The 21,047-nt window shown below is 67.1% G+C and carries 20 protein-coding genes and 1 riboswitch; of the genes, 10 read left to right on the top strand and 10 right to left on the bottom strand.

The genetic code is table 11. From position 1 onward, the window contains the following. Nucleotides 1-37: 37 nt before the first annotated feature. The 3 genes from NCO8_RS09335 to NCO8_RS09325 all read left to right on the top strand — a co-directional run bounded on the left by NCO8_RS09335 (nucleotide 38) and on the right by NCO8_RS09325 (nucleotide 2,975). The gene (locus NCO8_RS09335) at nucleotides 38-556 is read left to right on the top strand and encodes a copper chaperone PCu(A)C (RefSeq protein WP_245655292.1); all 519 of its coding nucleotides are present in this window, start codon (nucleotides 38-40) and stop codon (nucleotides 554-556) included. Beyond that, a complete protein-coding gene (locus NCO8_RS09330) occupies nucleotides 519-1,742 on the top strand; it encodes a Dyp-type peroxidase (RefSeq protein ID WP_067638155.1) in 1,224 nt (407 codons plus the stop codon). Before NCO8_RS09335 ends, NCO8_RS09330 begins: the two co-directional genes overlap by 38 nt. A gap of 855 nt (nucleotides 1,743-2,597) precedes the next feature. Continuing rightward, complete coding sequence (locus tag NCO8_RS09325; RefSeq protein WP_067638153.1) at nucleotides 2,598-2,975, top strand: hypothetical protein; 378 nt, start codon at nucleotides 2,598-2,600, stop codon at nucleotides 2,973-2,975. 288 nt (nucleotides 2,976-3,263) lie between these two features. Here the strand turns inward: NCO8_RS09325 and NCO8_RS09320 are convergent, their stop codons facing one another. Further along, nucleotides 3,264-4,001 carry a helix-turn-helix transcriptional regulator gene (locus tag NCO8_RS09320; protein WP_067638151.1) on the bottom strand — a complete coding sequence of 246 codons (738 nt, stop codon included), beginning with the start codon at nucleotides 3,999-4,001 and terminating at the stop codon, nucleotides 3,264-3,266. A 57-nt stretch (nucleotides 4,002-4,058) separates the two neighbouring features. On the opposite strand from NCO8_RS09320, the gene NCO8_RS09315 reads away from it, so the two are divergent. Both NCO8_RS09315 and NCO8_RS09310 read left to right on the top strand, forming a co-directional pair. After that, nucleotides 4,059-5,216 carry an MFS transporter gene (locus NCO8_RS09315; RefSeq protein WP_067639901.1) on the top strand — a complete coding sequence of 386 codons (1,158 nt, stop codon included), beginning with the start codon at nucleotides 4,059-4,061 and terminating at the stop codon, nucleotides 5,214-5,216. 177 nt (nucleotides 5,217-5,393) lie between these two features. Next, nucleotides 5,394-5,828: a DUF4189 domain-containing protein gene (locus tag NCO8_RS09310; protein ID WP_067638149.1), complete on the top strand. Its 435-nt coding sequence runs from the start codon at nucleotides 5,394-5,396 to the stop codon at nucleotides 5,826-5,828. 457 nt (nucleotides 5,829-6,285) lie between these two features. On the opposite strand, the gene NCO8_RS09305 is transcribed toward NCO8_RS09310, so the two are convergent. Then, on the bottom strand, nucleotides 6,286-6,615 hold the full coding sequence (locus NCO8_RS09305; protein WP_157104850.1) for a carboxymuconolactone decarboxylase family protein: 330 nt from the start codon (nucleotides 6,613-6,615) through the stop codon (nucleotides 6,286-6,288). Between the two features lie 38 nt (nucleotides 6,616-6,653). After that, nucleotides 6,654-8,108: an MFS transporter gene (locus NCO8_RS09300; RefSeq protein ID WP_084456821.1), complete on the bottom strand. Its 1,455-nt coding sequence runs from the start codon at nucleotides 8,106-8,108 to the stop codon at nucleotides 6,654-6,656. An 87-nt stretch (nucleotides 8,109-8,195) separates the two neighbouring features. Between NCO8_RS09300 and NCO8_RS09295 the strand changes: the two genes are divergently transcribed. From NCO8_RS09295 to NCO8_RS09285, 3 genes are all read left to right on the top strand, one after another. Then, nucleotides 8,196-8,753, top strand: a complete 558-nt coding sequence (locus tag NCO8_RS09295) for a CGNR zinc finger domain-containing protein (protein WP_167353260.1) — start codon at nucleotides 8,196-8,198, stop codon at nucleotides 8,751-8,753. A gap of 346 nt (nucleotides 8,754-9,099) precedes the next feature. Continuing rightward, a complete protein-coding gene (locus NCO8_RS09290; RefSeq protein WP_157104848.1) occupies nucleotides 9,100-9,756 on the top strand; it encodes a hypothetical protein in 657 nt (218 codons plus the stop codon). Nucleotides 9,757-9,759: 3 nt separating this feature from the next. Further along, complete coding sequence (locus NCO8_RS09285; protein WP_067638142.1) at nucleotides 9,760-10,158, top strand: hypothetical protein; 399 nt, start codon at nucleotides 9,760-9,762, stop codon at nucleotides 10,156-10,158. Between the two features lie 136 nt (nucleotides 10,159-10,294). Here the strand turns inward: NCO8_RS09285 and NCO8_RS09280 are convergent, their stop codons facing one another. From NCO8_RS09280 to NCO8_RS09265, 4 genes are all read right to left on the bottom strand, one after another. Beyond that, nucleotides 10,295-12,484, bottom strand: coding sequence for an ABC transporter ATP-binding protein/permease (locus NCO8_RS09280; RefSeq protein WP_067638140.1), 2,190 nt, complete (start codon nucleotides 12,482-12,484; stop codon nucleotides 10,295-10,297). A gap of 23 nt (nucleotides 12,485-12,507) precedes the next feature. Then, the gene (locus NCO8_RS09275) at nucleotides 12,508-13,482 is read right to left on the bottom strand and encodes an ABC transporter permease (protein ID WP_245655291.1); all 975 of its coding nucleotides are present in this window, start codon (nucleotides 13,480-13,482) and stop codon (nucleotides 12,508-12,510) included. A gap of 10 nt (nucleotides 13,483-13,492) precedes the next feature. Then, entirely contained in the window at nucleotides 13,493-15,085 is a 1,593-nt protein-coding gene (locus NCO8_RS09270) for an ABC transporter substrate-binding protein (protein WP_067638138.1), read from the bottom strand. Between the two features lie 17 nt (nucleotides 15,086-15,102). Further along, nucleotides 15,103-15,281: riboswitch (cobalamin riboswitch) on the bottom strand. A gap of 79 nt (nucleotides 15,282-15,360) precedes the next feature. Continuing rightward, the gene (locus NCO8_RS09265; RefSeq protein WP_245655290.1) at nucleotides 15,361-16,791 is read right to left on the bottom strand and encodes an MFS transporter; all 1,431 of its coding nucleotides are present in this window, start codon (nucleotides 16,789-16,791) and stop codon (nucleotides 15,361-15,363) included. 91 nt (nucleotides 16,792-16,882) lie between these two features. On the opposite strand from NCO8_RS09265, the gene NCO8_RS09260 reads away from it, so the two are divergent. Then, entirely contained in the window at nucleotides 16,883-17,584 is a 702-nt protein-coding gene (locus NCO8_RS09260) for a TetR/AcrR family transcriptional regulator (RefSeq protein WP_067638135.1), read from the top strand. Between the two features lie 55 nt (nucleotides 17,585-17,639). Here the strand turns inward: NCO8_RS09260 and NCO8_RS09255 are convergent, their stop codons facing one another. Then, nucleotides 17,640-18,866, bottom strand: a complete 1,227-nt coding sequence (locus tag NCO8_RS09255) for an MFS transporter (RefSeq protein WP_245655289.1) — start codon at nucleotides 18,864-18,866, stop codon at nucleotides 17,640-17,642. A 93-nt stretch (nucleotides 18,867-18,959) separates the two neighbouring features. On the opposite strand from NCO8_RS09255, the gene NCO8_RS09250 reads away from it, so the two are divergent. Further along, nucleotides 18,960-19,430, top strand: coding sequence for an RrF2 family transcriptional regulator (locus NCO8_RS09250; protein ID WP_210740021.1), 471 nt, complete (start codon nucleotides 18,960-18,962; stop codon nucleotides 19,428-19,430). A gap of 294 nt (nucleotides 19,431-19,724) precedes the next feature. Here NCO8_RS09250 and NCO8_RS32020 read toward each other — a convergent pair whose 3' ends face one another. Beyond that, nucleotides 19,725-20,012 (bottom strand): hypothetical protein, encoded by a 288-nt coding sequence (locus tag NCO8_RS32020; RefSeq protein WP_174550311.1) that lies wholly within the window; start codon nucleotides 20,010-20,012, stop codon nucleotides 19,725-19,727. Between the two features lie 437 nt (nucleotides 20,013-20,449). Then, complete coding sequence (locus NCO8_RS09240) at nucleotides 20,450-20,947, bottom strand: SRPBCC family protein (RefSeq protein ID WP_067638130.1); 498 nt, start codon at nucleotides 20,945-20,947, stop codon at nucleotides 20,450-20,452. Nucleotides 20,948-21,047: the final 100 nt, after the last annotated feature.

The raw sequence follows: 21,047 nt of genomic DNA, 5'->3' as shown, positions 1-21,047 counted from the left end.
CTTCTCTCCGCGTACCCGCTTGCGCTCACCTCGTGTCGTGCGAGGTTTCGGCGCTGCCGTCGCCATGGCCACACTGGCCGCGCTCACCGCGGGCTGTTCCGGTGCCGAATCCGTTTCGGCGGGCACGGCGCCGAACGCCGCCCCGGTCAGCATGACCGATCAGTGGATCAAAGCCGCCGAGTCCGGCATGTCGGCGGCCTTCGGCAACCTGCGCAACACCGGTGACGCCCCGGTGACGCTGGTGGCCGCGACCAGTCCCGCGTCGCAGCGGGTCGAGATCCACGAAGTCGTGCCCGACAGCACCGGCACCAAGACCATGCGACCCAAGCAAGGGGGCATCACCATCCCCGCAAACGGGGAGGTGACCTTGAAACCCGGCGCCGACCACCTGATGTTCATGGACCTGGTTCAGCCATTGCGTACCGGCGCGCAGACCACGATCACGCTGACCTTCGCCGACGGGCAGACACTGGTCGTCACCGCGCAGGTCCGCGACTTCGCGGGTGGCAAGGAAAACTATGCCCCCGGAACCGAAAGCCCGTCGCACAGTGGCTGATCCGCGACTCTCCCGGCGACGATTGCTCGGCGGAGGAGCAGCAGCGGCGGGCGTGGTCGGCGCGACAGCAGCGGGCTGGGGCGCAGCCGGTCTCACCGATCGCGAGCCAGCGCGCGACTGGGCGCTCGACACCGTGCCGTTCTACGGCAAGCACCAGGCCGGTATCGAGACCACCCCACAGCGGCACGTCGCTTTCGTCGGCTTCGACCTCGCCCCGGGCACCAGTCGGGACGACATCATCGGCCTGCTCCGCATCTGGACCGACGACGCGGCTCGTCTGACGAGCGGTCTGCCCGCGCTGGCCGACACCGAACCGGAACTGGCCGCCCGGCCCGGCAAGCTGACGATCACCGTCGGATTCGGGCCGGAGTTGTTCACGATCGCCGGGTTGCCACAGCGGCGGCCCTCGTGGCTACGACCGTTGCCCGCCTTCCCCATCGACCGGCTCGACCCCGCCTATACCGGCGCCGATCTGCTGATACAGGTCTGCGCCGAGGAGTCGACCACCGTCGCGCACGCGGTTCGGGTGCTGTGCAAGCACGTGAAGTCGCTGGTTCGGGTGCGGTGGGTGCAGCGGGGTTTCCGGGACCCACCGTCGGGTGCGACCATGCGCAACCTCATGGGACAGGTCGACGGAACGGTCACCATCGCCGCGCCCGATTTCGAGCGTTTGGTCTGGGAAGACGGTGCGTCGGTGCCGTGGCTGGCCGGTGGCACGTCACTGGTCTTGCGGCGCATCGCGATGGACCTCGATCGCTGGGACGAGCTCGACGTCGAGGCCAGGGAACTGACCGTCGGGCGACGACTGTCCAACGGTGCTCCGCTGACCGGCACCACCGAGTTCGACGAGCCGGACCTGGCCGCCCTCGACCGCCATGGAATCCCGGTGATCCCGCCGTCCTCGCATGTGGCGCGAGCCAGACACACCAGCGACGGCGAACGGTTCCTGCGCCGCGGGTTCAACTACGACGAACCACCCGAACCCGGGCAGGTGTCGAACTCGGGGCTGCTGTTCGTCGCCTACCAACGCGACATCGACACCCAGTTCCTGCCGGTACAAACCCGGTTGGCCGAGGTCGACGCGCTCAACGAATGGACCACACCGATCGGCTCCGCCGTCTTCGTGATCCCACCGGGTGTCCCAGGTCCTGGGCACTACCTGGGCCAGCAGCTGTTCGACAGCTGAGCACGTCCGGCCGGACCTGTCGGGGTCCGGCCGGACCCGGCACAGCCGCCCGGGACCCATGGCTGCTGATGAGACGCCGGGTCGCCCGATGATGGCGGATCGTCGAAGAAGCCGCTGGGTTCACGGGGCGGAATCGAAGAACGCCATCATCGTGTCATGGCGCCGTCGCGCACAGTTATCGTGCGAGAGACACCAGGTAGTCGCAGACCGGTGCTGAGAAGCTGCTCTCGTCCCGCTTGTAGTGGACTCAGAATCGGTACAGAAATTGTTCGAACCCGTCAGCCACAGGGGTCAGCGTGGCGCGCGGTTCCTCATGGCGGCACAGGTCTGTTGTCGCCGTAGCGTTCGGCCGCGGCGTTTCACCTCGCGTGCTGCTTGGTGCCCAACGCGGATCGCATCCGGTGCCATGACGCAAAAGGCGCCGCGCTCGCCAACCTGCGAAGACATCAAGATGGCGGGAGAAGCTCCGCAGGCGATCACGGACCAATGGGCACGAGAACAGCTTTCGAGCGAGCGAGCCGCCGCGCTCCTGCGTGAGGCCAACCGCAGTCCGACCTGCACCCCGATGAGCAGACCTCGGCACGCTGAGCTGCGGGCACTGGATCTCTCGGCCGAGGTGGCGTTGGGTCCAGACCAGTGGATCCGCCGCTGATGTGCCGGCCGGTCACGGTGTGGCTCCGCGGATCCGTGTCTTGCCGACGTGCAACCGTCTACATCGACCAGACGTGCTGCGTTTCTGACCGGTTTCTTCACTGAATCCCCATATTTCTGTGCTGAAGTCATCTTGTGGGATCGGCACAGATATGGGCGAGGGTACTTGCTGGATTGGGGAGTTCGACCGGTGCTGGACTCGTCTTGGTCTACGGCTTTGCGTGGCTGGTGGGCGGGGCACCCGACGCGCAGGTCGCGCCGGGTGTGAACGAGCTTCTGGTCGTCAAAGCGATCACCGTCGGAATCGGGGCTGTCGCGCTGGCGGTCGGCGCGGTTATCGCGCGTCCGGCGGTGATCGTCGGTGGATGCTGGCTGTTCGTAACGGATTTCGTCCTGCTGCTCGTCTTGTACGGCGTTACCACCGATCGCCCACGCACGCTCCCTGCCGAGAGCGGGCCGCCGTCGATTCCGTCCGAGATCGCATTGACCGCCCTGGTGGTCGGGGTTGTGTTTCCCTTCTTGACCATGTGGCTCGCAAACAGGACGCAGCCAATGACGTGGGATCCGGTGTCGAGCAGTTGATTCGGCTTCACACCCGGCGCCGGCGGCATGCCGGGATGTGCCGGGCGTGTGGGATTCAGATGCTGGTGATTCGCGCCGTTGCCGTTGCGGCGCTGGGAGGCCGGGGAGGAAGCGGCTGCTGTGCGATCACGACCGGCGGGTCTCGGACCTCGCACACGAGGTCGGCAGACCTCGCTGATCAGGTCGGGCAATGTTGCAGGGCGCACAGCACAGCCGAGCCGCTGATGCCGGACTGACGGTGCGCCTCAGCACGGCGCGGTCTTGCCGGCCCCGCCGGGGCTCGGGGCGTCACTGGTGCAGGTGGGTGCCCGGGGTGTGGCCGAAAGTGGTGCGGAAGACATCGATGAACGCGCTCGCGGTCGCCCACCCGCAACGATGGGCCACTGTGGTGACCGGGGTCTTGTGGGCGAGCAGGATCAGCGCGTGGTGCAGGCGCAGCTGGGTTCGCCATTGCGGGAAGGTCAGCCCCAGATCGTTGCGGAACAGCCGGGACAAAGTGCGGTCGCCGGCGCCGACTTCGCGGCCGAGTTCGGCCAGGGTGCGGGGGTCGGCGGGGTCCGCGCGCAGGATGTCGCAGACCGCGCGCAGCACGGGGTTGGTCGGCATGGGCAGGTGCAGGGGCTGCTGCGGGCCGGCGTGCAGCTGATCGAGCAGGACCGCACGCATCCGGGCACGTTGTGGGGTGTCGGCACTGTCACGGGTGTAGGCGATGATCAGCTCTCGCAGCAACGGCCCGACAGTCAGCACGGTGGGAGTGTTCAGGCGCAGGGGGTTGTCGGCGACGGGCAGGCCGAGCAGGTGCAGTTCGAGTTCGCCGTAGGCGCGGTGAGCGTGAACGGTGCAGGCGGGCACCCAGATCGCATGCGTACCGGGCGCGACCCAGGTTCCGGCGCTGGTGCTGATCGAGAGCACACCCCGGCCCGCGTAAACGATCTGGTGATCGTCGTGGCTGTGGGCGTCGATCTCCTCGCCGGGGGCCAGGAGCTGGGCGCGAGTCGGCGCGACGGATTGGTGGCGGATTTCCATTATTGTCTGTCAGTTTATCGGAAGCGCGTCAAAGACATGCTCGCGCAGCATCGTTGGATGCGACGGAATACCTCAACCCTGCTGCTGTCGACCGGACACGCATGCGTCGACGTCTACCAGGGCGCGGTGGCCGCACTCGTGCCGTTCTTCGTCGCCGAGCGCGACTACACCTACGCCGCGGCCTCGGGGATCGTGCTCGCGGCGTCGCTGCTGTCAGCGGTGGTACAGCCGTTGTTCGGGGCGTTGACCGACCGGTGGCCGATGCCGTGGCTGCTGCCGGTGGCCACCGTGGTCGGCGGTGCGGGGATCGCGATGAGCGGGTTGAGCAGCTCCTACGCGCTGACATTGGTGTTCGTGGCGATCTCGGGGATCGGAGTGGCGGCCTACCATCCGGAGTCCGCGCGGATCGCGCGGGCGGTCGGCGGCGGCAGCCACACCCGGATGGCCTACTTCTCCACCGGCGGCAACATCGGTTTCGCGCTGGCGCCGCTGCTGGTCGCTGCCACCGTATCGGTCGGCGGGCTGGACTGGACCCCGCTGCTGGTGCTGCCCGCCCTGGCCGGTGCCGCGCTGACGCTGCCGGTGCTGCGCGCCCTGGCGCAGCGCCAGGCGGCCGGAGACAGCGGGTTCACCCCGCCCGGTCCCGACGACATGACCTCGTTCCTGCGGCTGTCGGCAGCGGTGATCTTCCGTTCGATCGCCTTCGTCGGGCTGAGCACCTTCATCTCCCTCTATATCACCCAGCGCCTGGGCGGCAGCACCACCGCAGGCACGGTCGCGCTGTTCGTGCTCTACCTGGGCGGGGTCATCGGGTCGGTGCTCGGTGGATCGCTGGCCGAGCGCTTTGACCGGGTGCTGGTCTCACGTCGGTCCTACCTGGTGGCCGCGGCCGCGATCGCCGGTGTGGTGTGGACCCCCGGACCGGCGGTGTACGCGTTCGTCGCACTGACCTCGATCGGGCTCTACGTGCCGTTCTCCCTGCAGGTCACCCTCGGCCAGGACTACCTGCCCACCCGGGTCGGCACCGCCAGTGGCGTTACCCTGGGGCTCACCGTCAGCATCGGCGGTCTGGCCGGCCCGCTGCTCGGCTCGCTCGCCGACGCCACCACCTTGCAGATCGCACTGATCCCGTTGGTGCTCATGCCGGTGCTCAGCTGGCTGCTGTTCGGCACCCTGCGCGATCCTGCCGGATTCGGCGGGCGGTGCCAGAGCTGATCCCGCCGTGACCGCCACCGCCGCTACCTATCCCAGTAGCACTGCCACACACAGCTTTTCGTCGCGGGTGACCAATCCGGTATGACGTTTTCCTGTGGAGTTGGCTGTGACCGGTCTTCGGTGATTATCTGGAACGTTCCGGACTTCCGGAATCAGTTTCCAGAGGAGATCTTTCGAATGAGTTTCATGGGTAAGGCCGGCTTCGCCGTTGCGGCGCTCGGTCTTGCGGCTGGGTCGGTGTTCGGCGCAGGTCCGGCAGACGCTGCGGACGACCAGTGGGGAGCGATCGTGTTCAGCGTGCCGCAATGGTATGGCTTCACCACCGCGAACCACTCCAGCGAGGAGCAGGCGCGCGATCGCGCGATCGAGAACTGTGGCGGCGGGCAGGACTGCGAGGTGATGGTCACGTGGGCGAACGGCTGCGGGGCATTGGTCTGGAACGACCAAGGTTGGGTCGCCGCCGCGGCGGCAGCCAACCGCAGCGAGGCTGTGCGCAGGGCTATCGACAAGCTGGCCGAGGGCGTTCCGGTCGCACAGCTGGCCAACTTCGGGTCGTCCGATCTCAGCGGCACCAAGGTCATCGACGTGGTCTGCACGGCCAACGCGCGCTGATCACCGCCTACCACTCGGGCCCGGATCCTCGCGTGGGTCCGGGCCCTGGTGTGTAGAGGTTCCGGTTCGGCTCCAGGTGGGGCAGCAGCCGAGGATCCCCGCTCACGCGGGGAACACATCATCGGCACCCCGGCTTCAACAAGAGTGTGGACTGCTCGCCACTCGCGCGAGCAGCACTCAAGTGGGCGACGGCTTCGGTGAGCGACTGGAGCTCATTATCGGGGGCACTGCTCGTAGCACTGCATGTGCCGTGGCCGAACACGCCGCTACGGCGGCGGTGTTCGGCACGTGATGGGCTGGAGGGGATTTCGATCTCGTCACCATCTTGCGGGTGCAGGACTTCGTCGGGGTGGCTGCGGCAAGGCCCGCCGGACCGGTTGGAAAGGTGTTCGGATCGTGCGCGTGCTCGGACCTTCCCAGGGGAGTACTTCCGCTGGTGAACGATCTGTCGGTCGGATTACTCGCCGTCGGCGATGCTCTTCATCGCCTTCCATCCGTGGGTGATGCCGCCGCCGGCGCGCAGGGCGGCGGCGACCATGACCGCTTCGGCGACATCGGCCTTGGACGCGCCCGCCTTGACGGCGCGCTTGGCGTGGTCTTCGATGCAGAACGGGCACTGTGTGGTCACGGCGACGCCGACCGCGATCAGTTCGCGGGTGGCCAGGTCCAGGTTCCCGGTGTTCTTGTCGAATACGGCTTTGTCGAATCCGAAGAAGGCCGAGACCATTTCCGGTGCGGCTTCCTTGATGTCGGCCATGAACTTCGCTTCGTCGTTGTGCGAGTGCATCGTTGATCCTTTGAGTCGGCCCCGGCAAGCGGGGGTGTTCAGTGCAGGGCGTCGGCGGACCGGCCCGTGGGCTTCGGCTCTTGTGTGTTGCCGCGCAGGAACAACACAGCGACCACGGCGGCGGTCAGCAGCATCGCGAACGCCACCAGCAGGGCGCCGCTGTAGCCGTCGGTGAGGGCGGCGGGTTCGGCCTCGGACGAATGGCTGGTGATAGTGGCGGCGACACCAGCCAGGACCGCAATACCGAGCGCGACACCGATCTGCTGGGCGGAGTTGAGCAGCGCGGAGGCGATACCGGCTTTGTCGCTGTCGACGTGGTAGACCGCCGCCTGCGTCAGTGCCATGACTCCGAGACCGAAGCCGAGTGCCGACACCAGCATGGGTGGTGCCAGATGCGTCCAGTAACCGCTGGTCGTGGTGATCGTGGAGAACCACAGTGCCGCAAGCGCACTGAGCAGAGCACCGACACCGGCGACGAGGCGCGGGGCGACGGCCAACAGCAGTTTCGGTGCCAGGCCCGCACCGAGAATGATGCCGACCGCGAACGGCAGCCACGCCAGACCGGTCATGATCGGCGAATAGTCACGCACCCGCTGCAGGTAGAGGGTCAGCACGTACAGCGACCCCATCGGTCCCACCGCCAACAGCAGCATGGTCAGGTAAGCGCCGGTGCGGTTTCTGTCCCGGAACAGGCTCAGCGGGATCAGTGGGTTGCGGCTGCGTGCCTGGGTGCGCACGAAACCCGCCAGAACAACGATGGCCACCACCACGGCGATCAATGCGACCGAATCGGTGAAGCCGTCCTCACCGAAGCGGGTGATCGCGAAGACGAGGGCGAACGTGCCCGCCGTGCCGAGCACCGCCCCGATGGTTCCGAGCTGTCCGCGATGCGGCTGCGGCGCGATCAGCGTTCGGGTACCCAGCAGTACGAGCAGCCCGATCGGGACGTTGACGAAGAAGACCCAGCGCCACCCGAGCGTGCCGGTCAGCACACCGCCCACCAGCAGGCCGATCACGATGCCCAGACCCGACATCGCACCGTAGAGCGACAACGCGGTGTCACGTAGCTTCCGCTCGGCGAAGGTTGTGGTGATCAGGGCGAGCACGTTCGGTGCTATGAGGGCCGCGCCCAGCCCTTGCAGCCCGCGCGCCCCGATCAGCATGCCCGCCGTCTGCCCCAAACCACCGGCGAGCGAGGCGACCACGAACACGATCAAACCGACCTGCACGGTGCGGCGCCGACCCCACAGGTCCCCGATCCGGCCTCCGAGCATCAGCAACGCACCGAACGCCAAGATGTAGGCATTGACCACCCACGACAAATGCACCGGGCTCACGTGCAATTCTCGCTGGATGCTCGGCAGCGCGACATTCACCACCGAGTCGTCGAGCACCAGCATCAACTGGGCGGTCGCGATCGTGAACAACGAAGCCACCAACGCGGGCGACGGTTTCGCGCCCTCGTCTGCCTCGGCGCCGACTACCTCGGGCATGGAACAACCCCTCCTCCACTATTCGGTACCCCCGTAAGGTATATACGCCAGGCTAATGTGTCAATCCAGTGTGTAGCATTAGGTGCTGTGCCCGGACGTTTCCCCTTGCTCGGCGAGCCGTTGCCACTGGATCTGATCAACACCGCCCCGTCACTCGGCGATCTGCTACAGACCCCCGACGACCTGCGCGCCTGGTGCACCGCTCAGGCTCACCGGCTCCCCGAACTCGGCGCTGATATCGACGTGGCCGACGTCAGCGCTGTTCGCGCGATCCGCGCCCACATCGCGTCTGCCCTCGAACGCGCCCACCGCGGGCAACGCCCACGCCAACTCGACCTACACGCACTCGAAGACGCCCAACGTGGCGCCCCCGCAATCACCCGACTGAGGTGGGAAGACTCAGGCGTGACCGCCGCCCGTCAGCGCACGGGCACCCCCGGACAGCGTCTGGCCGCCGAACTCGCCGAGGCCACCGCCCACCTGCTGGCCGATCCCGCGGTCACCACCATCCGGCAATGCGACGCCCACGACTGCGTGATCTGGTTCCTGCCCACCAACCCACGCCGACGCTGGTGCTCGGCCGCGCTGTGCGGCAACCGCATGCGCGTGGCCCGGCACTACCAGCGCCACAAAGCCGGGAAATAGACCCGATGCACTCGCGAAGCACCAGCCGCCGACTCGCGGCATGTGGCCGTCCAGGGCACGGGCGACGCCGAGAGCGTCGCCTGTCGATGCCGCTACCGGTTTCCGGGGCGGGCAAGGTCCTCAAACGCGACCTTCGCGCACCGCATTGGGAGGGGGCGAGCCGCGCCGTTCACTAGCGGTCCGGCGAGCACCCGCCGCGTCCACGGCCCAGCCGTATGTACGTGCGACCTTCGACCGGCTCATCAAGGCCATTGAAGACCTGGATCTCGCAGACCCCGCGGGCACTGATACTCACCGGCGCGGGTGGTGATGAGCACGATCGCCGCGCGGCCCTTAGCATTCGGGCATGCGCCGCGGTGGATGGCTTCGAGTCATGGTGTGTTGTGCCGTGCTCGGCAGTACGAGTGGATGCCTCGGTGCGGTGGATCGCCCCGATTTCGAGAGCCAGGTGCGTTCCCGCGGCGGCGGGCTGGTGAGCGCACTGCCTCTCGAAGCGGTCGCCGCGCTCGGTCGGCGTATCGGCGCCACCGACGTCGAGGCGAATGTCATCGTCGTCTCCCCGCCGAACACCACACAGTTCCGGCTCACCTTGGTCGACCAACCCGACCAGGTCACCAGGATGATGACCACCGACCACGACTTGTCAGCGCGGACGCCCACCGTCCACTTGCGAGTCCGTCCACCGGACCGACCCCGCCAACTCGACGACTACTCGTTCACCCTCGGTGACCTCAGCGCACCCCGCCCGGTGCGCGTGTCGGCTCGCCACGATCTCGACGGCGAGAACTTCTCCGTCAGCGAGGTGCCCGGCCTGTCGCGCCTCGAGGACATCGTCGACACCGCCCTCGTGCGCAGCGACCTTCCCGACGGCCAGCTCACCGTGCTGGTGGTGAGCCGTTTCGGCCCCGACATCCGTATGGTCGCCAACGTGCTGTCACCACGCGCGGAGACGGTCGTCGAATTCGACCGCACCGGCGCCTTCCTGCGGGTGCGGCAGGTCTAGACAATGCGCGCATTCATGATCGCCGCGGTGTCGACCGCCGTGGGCGCCGCCTTCCTCACCCTGGCCCTGACCGTCGGCGTATGGCCCGGTGAAGCGAAACTCACCGCACCCCTGTTCTGTTCTGCCCCGGCCACCGATCCCCTGGTCGTCGCGGACAAGTTCTACGACGGCGAGGGAACCTCGATCAACTACACGCTCTACTGCGTAGGCGAGCGCGGTGAACTCACCGACGAGGGCTTCGCCCTGCCGCTGCTGACCCTGTTCGCCGGGCACTTGGCGATACTCGCGGTGATAGTGCTGTCGACCGCGCTGATCGGCCGGTCACGCGACCGGCGCGCACCGGTCAGATCCTTACGCCCGCAGGACGGAACGGTCGCACCAACGGGCACGAGCGACAGCTGATTCTCATGGAAATGGGCGAAGGAGTTCAGCCCGGCAGGCCGACCGCGCCACACGTGCGGACCAGGGCCGCGCCGCCTGGCCTGCGTGATCCGACCGGATCATAAGGCTATGACCCCCGGTTGCCTGCTCTTCCAGCTCATTGCCGCATCCTGCTCGAAAGTCCTAGCACCCGGTCGGCGAGACGGTTGATTACGGCGTCCTGATGGCTGATCACGATGAGCGCCATTCCGTTTCGGCGCAGGTCTTCGAGCAGGTCGAGCACCATGTTCTGGGAATTCGGGTCGAGCGCGGTGGTGATTTCGTCGCAGATCAGGATGCGGGGTGCGGCGGCGAGGGCCCGGGCGATGGCGGCGCGCTGTTGCTGGCCGCCGGACAGCTGGTCGGGACGCCGTGTCGCCAGTTCGGAATCGAGGCCTACCCCGTCGAGCAGGCTTCGGGTCCGTGCCGAGGCGGCGGCGCTGTTCATGCCGTGTAGGTGGCGCAGCGGTCGGCTGATCTGGCCGCCGATGCGATAGGACGGGTTGAGTGAGGTCGCGGGATTCTGCGGTATCAGTTGGATGGCGCGGCGGTGCGCCGGCGGGCGCCGGTCCACGCGCGGATGCAGTGCTGTGCCGTCCAGTTCGATAATGCCGCCCATCGGCGCGTGCAGGCCGGAGAGGGCGCGTGCCAGCGTGGTCTTGCCCGCCCCGGATCTGCCTGTGATGGCGAGACATTCACCGGGGTGCAGGCTGAACGACAACCCGTCGACGACTGGCTCGGGGTTGCGGCCACGCCGGTGTGTCATCGACAGGTTCTCGACCCTGAGTATCGGCGAGGTCGCGGTCTCGATGCGGGACACCCCCGCAACCGGTGTCGCCCTCGATGTTCGGGGGGCAGCTATCGATTCGACCCGGCCCCGGTCCAGGGTGAGCACGTGATCCACCAGCGGTTCCAGCGCCGCCGAGTCGTGGGTGATCACGAGCAGCGTGGTGGAGTTGTCCGACCGGATCCGGCGCAGTGTCCGCACCAGTCGGTCTCGGGTGTGCGCGTCGAGTCCGGTGGTCGGCTCGTCGAGAACCAGCAGTGCCGGATCACCGAGGAGCGCCATGGCCAGCAATACCCGTTGCTGCTGGCCGCCGGACAGCTCGTGCGGGAATCGGCGTCGGAATCGGCGATCATCGGGCAGGTCGACCCGCCGCAATGCCTCCGCTACACCGTTGCCGACCCCGAATGCGTCATACCGCCTGGCGATTTCACGCAGGGCGGTGCCGATGCGTAGCGCTGGGTTGAGCCCGGTCGCCGGGTCCTGCGGGACGTAGCCGACCGTGCGGCGACCAGCGGATCGGCCGATGCCGACCGAGCCGACGGCGGTCAGTTCGGGCGGTAGCGCGCCGAGCACCGCCAGCGCCAGCGTTGTCTTTCCGGCACCGGACGCTCCGACCACGGCCATGCCGCTGCCGGGCGGCACATGGAGCGAAATGTCCTCCAGTACAAGGTCTCCGCTCGAATTCCGGACGGAGAGACCATTCACCGCGATGCCCGGTCCCGCTTCGGAATCCCGCACCGGCTGATGCGCCGCGCTGGGCTGATCGGTGCCGAAGGCTCGGTCGGTGACCATATTGACCGAAACCACCAACACCATGATCACAAGCGCCGGCGCGAGCACCGACCACGGTTGCAGAGCGAATCCGGGTCGGTTCTCGGTGATCATCAACGCCCAGTCGGGCGCGGGCGGGCGCAGTCCCAACCCGAGGAATCCACTCACCGCAACCAGCGAAATGGTCTCCGACATCCGAACACCCGCGTCGGCGAGCACCACGGCCCGCAGGTTCGGCAGCACCTCGACCAGCCCCAGCCGCCACAGCGGTTCCCCTCGAGCTCGGGCGGATTCGACATAACCGGTCGACGCGAGTTCGAGCACACCAGTGCGAACGGTGCGGATGATCCAGGGCACCGATGCCAGTGCCGCGGTCACCATGATCGCCGCGGGCCCCGCCCCCATCGCGGTGGCGATCACCGCGAGCAGCAGAAACCACGGCACCACGGTGATGGCGTCGACCGGCCGCATGACCCAGTGGTCCCATTCGCGGCGCAACCCGGCGAGGAGGCCGAGGCTCAGCCCCAACGCATAGGCGACGATCAGCGCCGGCCCGGCGATCGACAGCAACGGCAGACCGCCGTGCAGCACTCGCGAGGCCACATCCCGTCCGACCACATCGGTACCGAGGAGGTGCCGCGCCGACGGCGGTTGGAACGGCGGTGCCGTCACTGCGGTCGGTGAGTAGGGCGCGAGGAGCGGACCCAGTGCCACCAGCAGCAGCACAGCGACGGTGACCACGAGCCACACGGATCGAATCCTGCCGCGGTTCCTCATCTCCGGCCTCCCATCGCTACCTGCCGCGCACGCGGGCTCACCAGCAGCGTGAGCAGATCGGCGAGCAGATAGATGCCGATCCCGACCGCCGCCAGCAGCACCGCGGCCGATTGGACGAACGGAAAATCACGGGATTCGATGGCCCGCAACAACTCCTGCGACAGACCCGGATAGGAGAACAGTGTCTCCACCACCGCGACACCGCCGATCAGCCCGACCACCGAGCCCGCGAGCGGATGGATCGACGCCGATACCGCATTGGGCGCGACCTGTCGCAGCATCAGGCGCGCACCCGCGATCCCGTTGAGCCGCGCCGTCTTTATGTACGGACTGGCCATGACCTCGGCGGTTTGCGCGCGCACCATCCGTACCGGATGCGGCGCCAACCCGATCAGCAGGCACGTCACCGGCAGGACCAGGATTTCCGGGCGGTCCCACACGCTCGCGCCGGTCGGCAGCAGCGAGACAGCGGGCAGCAGGCGCAGCGACAACGACACCGTCGCCACCAGCAGGACGCCGAAAACGAACGAGGGCACCGATTCCGCCGCCAACGCACCGACGCTGATGACCCGGTCGGTCCGCGACCCCGCACGGGCACCGGCAAGGAGACCGAGCGCGAGCGACGCGGGTACGAGCAGCGTGGCGGTGATCAGCGCGAGCGCGACACTGTTGGTGGCGCGTCCGAGCAGCACATCGCCGACCGGCCGACCGGATATCAGCGAATGCCCGAAATCGCCCTGGATGAAGGCGATCAGCCAGTCCTCGAAGCGCACGAGCGCGGGCCGATCCAGACCGAGTTGGGCACGCAGTGCCGCCAGTTGCTCGGGGGTGGGGTCGCCACCACCGGTACGTGACAGGATGACCGTGGCCGCATCGGAGTCCAGTGTCTCGAACAGCATGAAGACGACCAGCGCGACGGCGAGCAGCACTGCGAGGCCGCCGCCGATGCGCCGCGCGACGTAGGCGATCACGAGCGGCGGGTCACTGCTCGGCGAGCCAGGTGGTCGCGTAGTTGGCCCAGTCGTCGGTGCCGGACACGCCGTTTCGCACTCCACCCACATAGTTCTTCGCCGCGTCGGGGCGTTTGGCGAAGCTGTGCAGGATGTAGCCGCCGTCGTTCCAGAGTTCTTCCTGCAGTTGGCGATACAGCTCGCTCCGTCGCTGCGGATCCATCGCGGCGCGGGCCTGGGCGAAGGCGGCATCCCAGCCGGGTCGTCGCCAGCCGGTGCCGTTGCTTGGCGACGAACTGGTCATGGTCTGGCCGTAGAAGTAGTCGAGACTGTAGTTCCACCAGCCCACGTGGGACAGCGGCGCCTTACCGCTGACCTGGGAGAAGTAGGTGTCCGCAGGGACCGATTCCAGCTTGATCGTGATGCCCGCGGCTCTGGCGTGCTCAGCGAACAAGGTCGCGGCCTCTAGCATGCCGGGCATCCCGTCCGCCGTGGGCAGGGTCACCGTCAAGTTCTCTTTTCCGGCCTCGCGCAACAGTTCTCGCGCGTGCTGCGGATCGTAGGACCGCTGCGGCAGATCGCCGTGATAGAACGGTGCGCCCTTGCCGTAGATGTCGTTGCCCACCTCGGCGTAGCCGTAGTACACCGCATCGACCATGGCTTGGCGGTCCACCGCCAACCGCATGGCCTGCCGCACCCGCGGATCGTCGAAAGGCGCGGTGTCGACCCGCATCTGGAACGCACCCATCAACCCGGCGGGCGGCACCACAACCGTGGTGTTCGGATCACTGGAAAGCGTCCGCGCCTGCAGGTACGAGATCTCGTGCGCCACATCGGCTTCCCCGGAAAGGAAGGCATTGATACGCGCTTCGGTCTCGGCGATCTGGATGATCTCCACTTCATCGAGCGGTACCGGTCCGTCCCAGTACCGCTCGTTACGACGCAACAGGGTTCGGTCACCTGGTGACCAGCGGGCCAACGCGAACGGACCGGTGCCCACCGGGAGCGCCGACCCGTCGATGACGCCGGTGCCCGCCTTGACGATGTAGCAGTACCAGCCCGCCAGCACCGAACCGAAGTCCGCCAGCGGAGATTTCATCGCCACCACGACACCGAGATCACCGTCGGCACGGGTGCGCGACATATCGACCATCGAGAGATCACCGGAGGAGTTCCTCGTCGGATCGAGCATCCGCTCGAAGCTCCACAGCACATCCCGCGCGGTCAGCGGGGTTCCATCACTGAACACCACCCCCGGGCGCAGATTGATACGCCACTGGCTGCCGTCCGCGTTCGGCTCCAGCGACTGCGCGAGCCGGTAGCGCAGGGTCAGATCATTGTTGTAGGCAACCAGTTTGTCCCAGACGTTCTTCGACACCGCGCCACCCGCCGAGCTACCGGCCTCGTGCGGGTCGAGGACATCCGCGCTCGCCGACCTTCCGGCGATCACCGAACGCAAACGTCCGCCCGGCCGTGACGGTCCCAGCTGCGAACCCGCCTGGCCGGCTTCCGAGCCGCAGCCCGTCATGGCCGCGCCCAGCACGACAGCGCCGAACGCTCCCGCGCTGCCCAGCAGAAATTTCCGGCGGCCGAGCCCGGGCCGATCCGATGTGTAGTTGTTCATTGCCATCCTCGTGGGTGGATCCCGATACTTCGGGCGCAGGTATCCTGGCTCCCGGATCGACGCACCTCCGCCGGCCTTCCAACCTGGGTAGGTCGTGACCACTAATCGGCGGATTGCTCCCCGGTGACAGTTGCGGGACAGCCCCGGATTCACACCGGTGTTCCCTACGCCGGATACGACCCTACAACGATCTCGTCCCGCACCGAATACCGCTGGTCTCGGGCTTTACGCCGGATCGCGCGAGCGCCGGCCACGTGTCGCGACCATCCGGCTACTCAGGCGATATGCGGCAATGCCCCGTCGACCTCCGATACCGGCGGTTTCGGGCGGGAGGCCGGAACGATCACGGTCGCCGCGACAGCTCCGAGGGCGAGCAGGCCCGCAGCCACCCACAGGGCCGTGGCGAAACCGTCGGACAGCGCGTCCGGCGTTGTCCCGCCGCCGGTGACCGAACTGGCCACGGTGACCAGGACCGCCAAGCCCAACGCACCACCGAGCTGGCGAGCACTGCTGAGGATTCCCGAAGCGAGCCCGGCCTGTTCGACGGGCACACCCGAGGAAGCAGCCGAGCCCATCGCCACCATCGCGGCTCCGACGCCGATACTGCAGACCAGCGACGGCCCCAGGATCGCGGTGACGAAACCGCTTGTCGGCCCGGCGAATCCGAACCAGAACAGCCCCAACGCGCCGAGTAGACCGCCGGCGAGCAGCACCGGCCGGGGGCCGAGGTCGCGGGCCACGACCTGGGCGGCACGCAGCCCGATCATGATGCCGACACAGAACGGTAGGAAGGACAGGCCGGTCTCGGTAGGGCTGTAGCCCAAGACGCGCTGCATGATCTGGGAGACGAAGAAGAAGCTGGCGATCTGGGCAGAGGTGAGCAGGAACCCGAAGACCGAAGCACCGATCAGTGAACGCCGTCGCAGAAATGCCAACGGTACCAGCGGATCCGCGACGCGAGCTTCCACGACCACGAAGACCAGCAGCGCGACTACACCCGCGCCGAACCAACCCGATACCTGCGGTGCACCCCAGCCACGCTCACTGGTCTCGATCACACCCATCACCAAGGCTGTGACACCCGCGGTGACGAGCAGGCCACCGAGGATGTCGGGCCGTCGATGACGCGCAGGTACCCGGTTGTCCACACCGCGCAGCACCGCGACCATCGCAGCGACCACGAACAAGACGTTGACCCACATCACCCAACGCCAGTTCAGATGGTCGGTGAGCAGCCCGCTCAGCACCACCCCGAGTGCGCCACCCGCCGCACCCGCGCCACCCCAGACGGCCATCGCCTTGTTGCGGGCAGGGCCTTCCTCGAATTCCGAGGTCACCAGCGCCAGTGACATCGGCGTGAGCACCGCGGCGGCGACACCTTGCAGACCGCGACCCGCGATGAGCTGCCAACCCTGCTGTGCGGCACCACCGAACAAGCTGGCCACGGCGAAGACACCGAGCGAGCCGAGGAGCAGCGTGCGACGCCCGACGAGGTCGGCGAGCCTGCCGCCCAGCAGCAACAATCCCGCATAAGGCAGCAGAAAGGCGTTGATCACCCAGGCCAGGCCTGCAGTTCCCAGATCGAGTGCGGCGTCCATGGCCGGTAGCGCGACATTGACGATCGACAGGTCGAGTGAAACCAGGAACATCGTCAAGAACACGACGGCCGATGTGGCGCCTCGGTGTGTGGTCGGCGGTTCGGACACCACGTGCCTCCTATTTAGTAACGCGTATTTTTAATCAGGTAAGCACACCCTTACCCGAATGTCGAGAGTCGTCGCGCGAAGAATCACCGCTATGCCCGACATCCCGAGCCCCCGACGTGGACGCCCGATCCGGCTACCGCGCGAGACGGTCGTCACCGCTGCCACCCGGCTGCTCGCCACGGGCGGCGCGGAAGCCTTCAGCATGCGTCGGCTGGCCGATGAACTCGGGACAAGCACCGCCGCGATCTACCATCACTTCCCCACCAAGGCAGCCCTTTTCACCGTGATACTCGGCGCGCTCGCCGACGAACTGCAGCGCCCCGAACTCCCCGATGCACCCAGGGACCGCCTGATCGCCATCGTCTGCTACCTCGTCGACACCCTGGACCAATTGCCGTGGGTGGCAGACATTCTCGTCACCGGCCAGAGCTTCGGTCGCTCCGCGATGTGGATGCTCAACGAATTCGTCGATGCCGCGACCGACCTGGGTGCCACCGACCGCAAGGCCGGATACATGTACTTCACCGTCTGGCGGTTCGTCGTCGGCGAGCTGATGAGCCGCCGCGCCGCCCGAACCCATCACGGCACAGAGCCCGCCCAGCCCTACTGGTCGGACCTGATCACCACCGATCAACTCACCGATTTCCCCACCGTCGCAAGACTGCTCCCCCAGTGGGCAGACATCCGCGCCGAATTCCACACCGAGACAGCGGTTGCCGACGTCATCGACGGACTCGTCGCGAGCATCACCCGGAACAGTGGGACTGGCGATGACCCGAGACTCGGTCGATGATGTCCGGCGTCGTGACAACCAGCGGACAGGCAGGTGGACAGCCCTCGTACCACTGTCACAGGGGGCGAACCGAATTCGGACCGATGGTATTGCGCAGGCGTGCGATGGGCCAGAGCATCAGCAGACCGAGGCCACCAAGCACTCCGAAGCCGACGGTGAAGTCACCTGTGGCATCTCGCAGCGCGCCCACCAGGAGCGGGGCCAGCGCCGCGCAGGCATAGCCGACGAAGAACGCCATCGCACTGATCCGCCCCGCTTCTCCCGGATCCCGACCGGCCAGTACGGGAAGGGTCAGCACCAGCGTGAAAAGTCCGCCGTGCCCGATACCGAGCACTGCGATCCAAACCCACGTCCCGACGCCCGGCGCGTACGCCAACCCGAGGAAACCGGCGGCGGTCAGCGTCATCATCAGAGCCAGGCCCGCCCAGGGTCCCCGGCCTTCTCCCAGCAGCGCCGGTACGGCCAGCATCGCGACCACCTGGATCGAGATCATCACCGTCAGCATGACACCGGCGGTGGATGCGTCGAGACCGGCATCGTCGTGCAGCAGGGGCGCCACCCAGGCCAGCTCGCAGTAGTAGAGCGCGGAGTTGACAGCCGAGAGGATGGTGAGTCTCCAGGCCACACCGCTGCGCCAGGGCATGCCTTTGGTCGCGGGCCCGGCGGGGGCCGCGACATCGTCCAGGCGCAAAGCCTTCCCAGCGGCGGACCACAGTGTGATCCCGCCCAGCGCGAGCACCGCCCAGGACGCCAACGCACCAGGCCAGGAGTGCAGAGCCGCGGCCAACGGCGCGGTCGCCCCGGCCGCCACCGCGCCTCCCAAGCCGAGTCCGGCGGTGTAGATGCCGGTGACCAGCCCGGCTCGGGCGGCGAAGCGCGACTTGACCACGGCGGGCAGCAGGGTCTGTGCGATGGCGATTCCCGCGCCTACGATCGCGGCGCTGCTCAACTGCAGCCAAGTGGAAGCGCCGAACACTCGCGCACCGGTGGCCACAGCGATGATCACGAGCCCGACGAGCACACCGGCCTGCAGCCCGTAGCGCCGGCCCACGTAAGCACCGAGCGGGGCGCATACCCCCATGGCCAGCGTTGGAATGGTGGTCAACAGCGATACCGCGGTGGCCGACAGATCGAGGTCGGCGCGGATCTGGCCGACCAACGGTGAGACCGCCGCGATCGCCGGCCGCAGGTTAGCGGCCGCGACAAACAGTGCCAAGGCCGCCAGGCCCAAGGATGTGCGGTCGGAGGGCACCGGGTTGGACGGCATTTCTTTGAGCGTCATGACTCCAGCAATCTATCTCGGACAACAAGTATCCGAGTTGTATCACATCTCGGATACTTCTTGTCCGAGATTGGCTAGGATGGGGGCGTGAAGATGTCGAGCGGCGTGGAATGGGCCCTACACAGTTGTGTCACCCTCGGTCAGAGCCATGAACCGGTGCCCGTGGCGCGGCTGGCAGAACTGCACGGCACCCCGCCGGCATATACGGCCAAGCACCTCCAGGCTTTGTCGCGAGCCGGCATCGTGCGCTCCGCCATGGGCCAAGCCGGTGGCTACACCCTCACCAGACCTGCTTCGGAGATCAGCGCCCTACAGGTGGTGCAAGCTATCGATGGCGACGAACCCGCCTACCGATGCGCCGAGATCAGGCAGCGCGGACCATTGGGCATCCCCGCCGGGCAATGTGCACGACCGTGCGCGATCGCCCGTGCGATGGCTGCCGCCGAAACCGCATGGGCACACGCGCTCGCCCACGTCTCCATCGCCGACCTGGCCGCTGACATCGACGCAGACAGCGGGGGCACAGCCCTTGCCGATGTCCGCGAGTGGCTGACCAAGAGCTGAATCCACCAGCCCAGCGACACAACTCCCCCGTGTCCCGCTGGTGCCGGCGTGTGAGGGCTACATCGGGCCCGGGTCCCGAGGATGAGCGGACGCCGGCGCGCGGCGGCCACCGGCCGACAATGTGTTGCCAGCTACCGGGCCCGTGGGCGTGTGGGCGTAGCCACCGCGCTTCATCTCGCCCAGGGCAGCGCGGTCGGCATCGCCGAAGTCATGTCGGCAGAGGGAGATCTGGATAGCCGGGTCTCGGCGTGCAGTGCTGCTCAGGATCGTGGAGAGTTGCAGTATCGCGTGCGGTCAGCGATCGAACATCCCTTGGAGAACGAGCCTTGACCTGAGCAATTCGTTGGCGCCAGCCATCTTGTCGGCGCGAAAATTACCTGTATGAGGCCAGGGGTCGGTGCCGCGCTGGTGCGATGCGACGAGTGTGGTGGTCACGAGTACGGTGGAGCGCCTGATTGTCGTCGATGTCGGCTTCTCGTCGATGGCATCGTGGAGGAGAAGTGGCAGCACTTCTTCGATCAGTGGCGAGGCGAAAGTGAACTCGACGTTGCCCGGTTGATAGCTGCGGAACCCGCCCAGCACGACTGGCGAGTCGTCGACGCCGCGCTAGACCGGATCACCTGTGACGAATGTGGCGACCGTCTCAGCCGCGGCCCCCTGGGTTGCTCCGCTTGCAACCTCGCACATGGGTTCCGTTATGCCGCCATCGAATCCGATCGACCAGGCGTTCCGCCGGGCAACGAACACGCGATCCGCGTCAACGTTTCGGTAGTCCGCAGGCCCCAGGTGACCTCGAGACAAGAACTGTTGGCCCGCAGGCTCCTGCTTCCTACCCTCTTGGTCGGCTTCTTGCCGACAACCGCACAAGCCCAGCGCATCAGCGCGATGATCAAGTCCGATCCCACCCCAGAAGGAGCCTCCGTTCTCATAGACCACTGGTTCCGCGCTCAACAGACCTCGGCCGGGTACCGCATCGCCGACAAAACAGTGCGGTAGCCGGCGAGTCGAGCCGCGACGGATCAGGCGTCGTACTTCGCGAACGGCAGGCCGGTGCCGGTGGTGATCAACTGCGGCAGGCTCTTGGTGATGTAGAAGTTCCAGCCGCGGGAGCATTCGTCGAAGCATTCGGAGTCTGCGGCGGTCAGGCCTTTGTGCGTGAAGTGCAGGGTCGTGCCTGTCTGGTCGGCCGTGATGTCGAAGACGACATCGGTGCCGGTCCACTCGTCGCGGTCGTCGACGAAGCTGAGGTCGGAGTCCACGACGTGCCAGACCATCCGCTTACCCGGCACCACCTCGGTGATCCGGAACCGGCTGAACCGGATGCCGTCCTTGTTGGTCCTGGCCGTCTCGCCCGCATAGTCGACGTCGTCGGTGAAGACGAATTCGTCGCCGACGGCGGCCGTATCGCCGATGATGTTCTGGTTCCACCAGCCGCGCACATCGGTGACGGCGGCGAAGACCTCGTCCGGTGTATGGTCGACCGACATCGTGGCGCTCAGGTACTCGGTGTTCGACATCTTCTTGCCTCTCTATCGGGTGGTTGTGTACCACCGACGAAACAGAGCGCGCGGAATCGACATCGGCGTGAGAAAAAATTCTCCGAGATTTCCGGAACGG

The sequence above is a fragment of the Nocardia coubleae NBRC 108252 genome, from assembly GCF_001612805.1.
GTDB lineage: Bacteria > Actinomycetota > Actinomycetes > Mycobacteriales > Mycobacteriaceae > Nocardia > Nocardia coubleae.
Note: the sequence above shows the minus strand (reverse complement) of the source record. Positions and strands in the feature narration are given on the sequence as shown.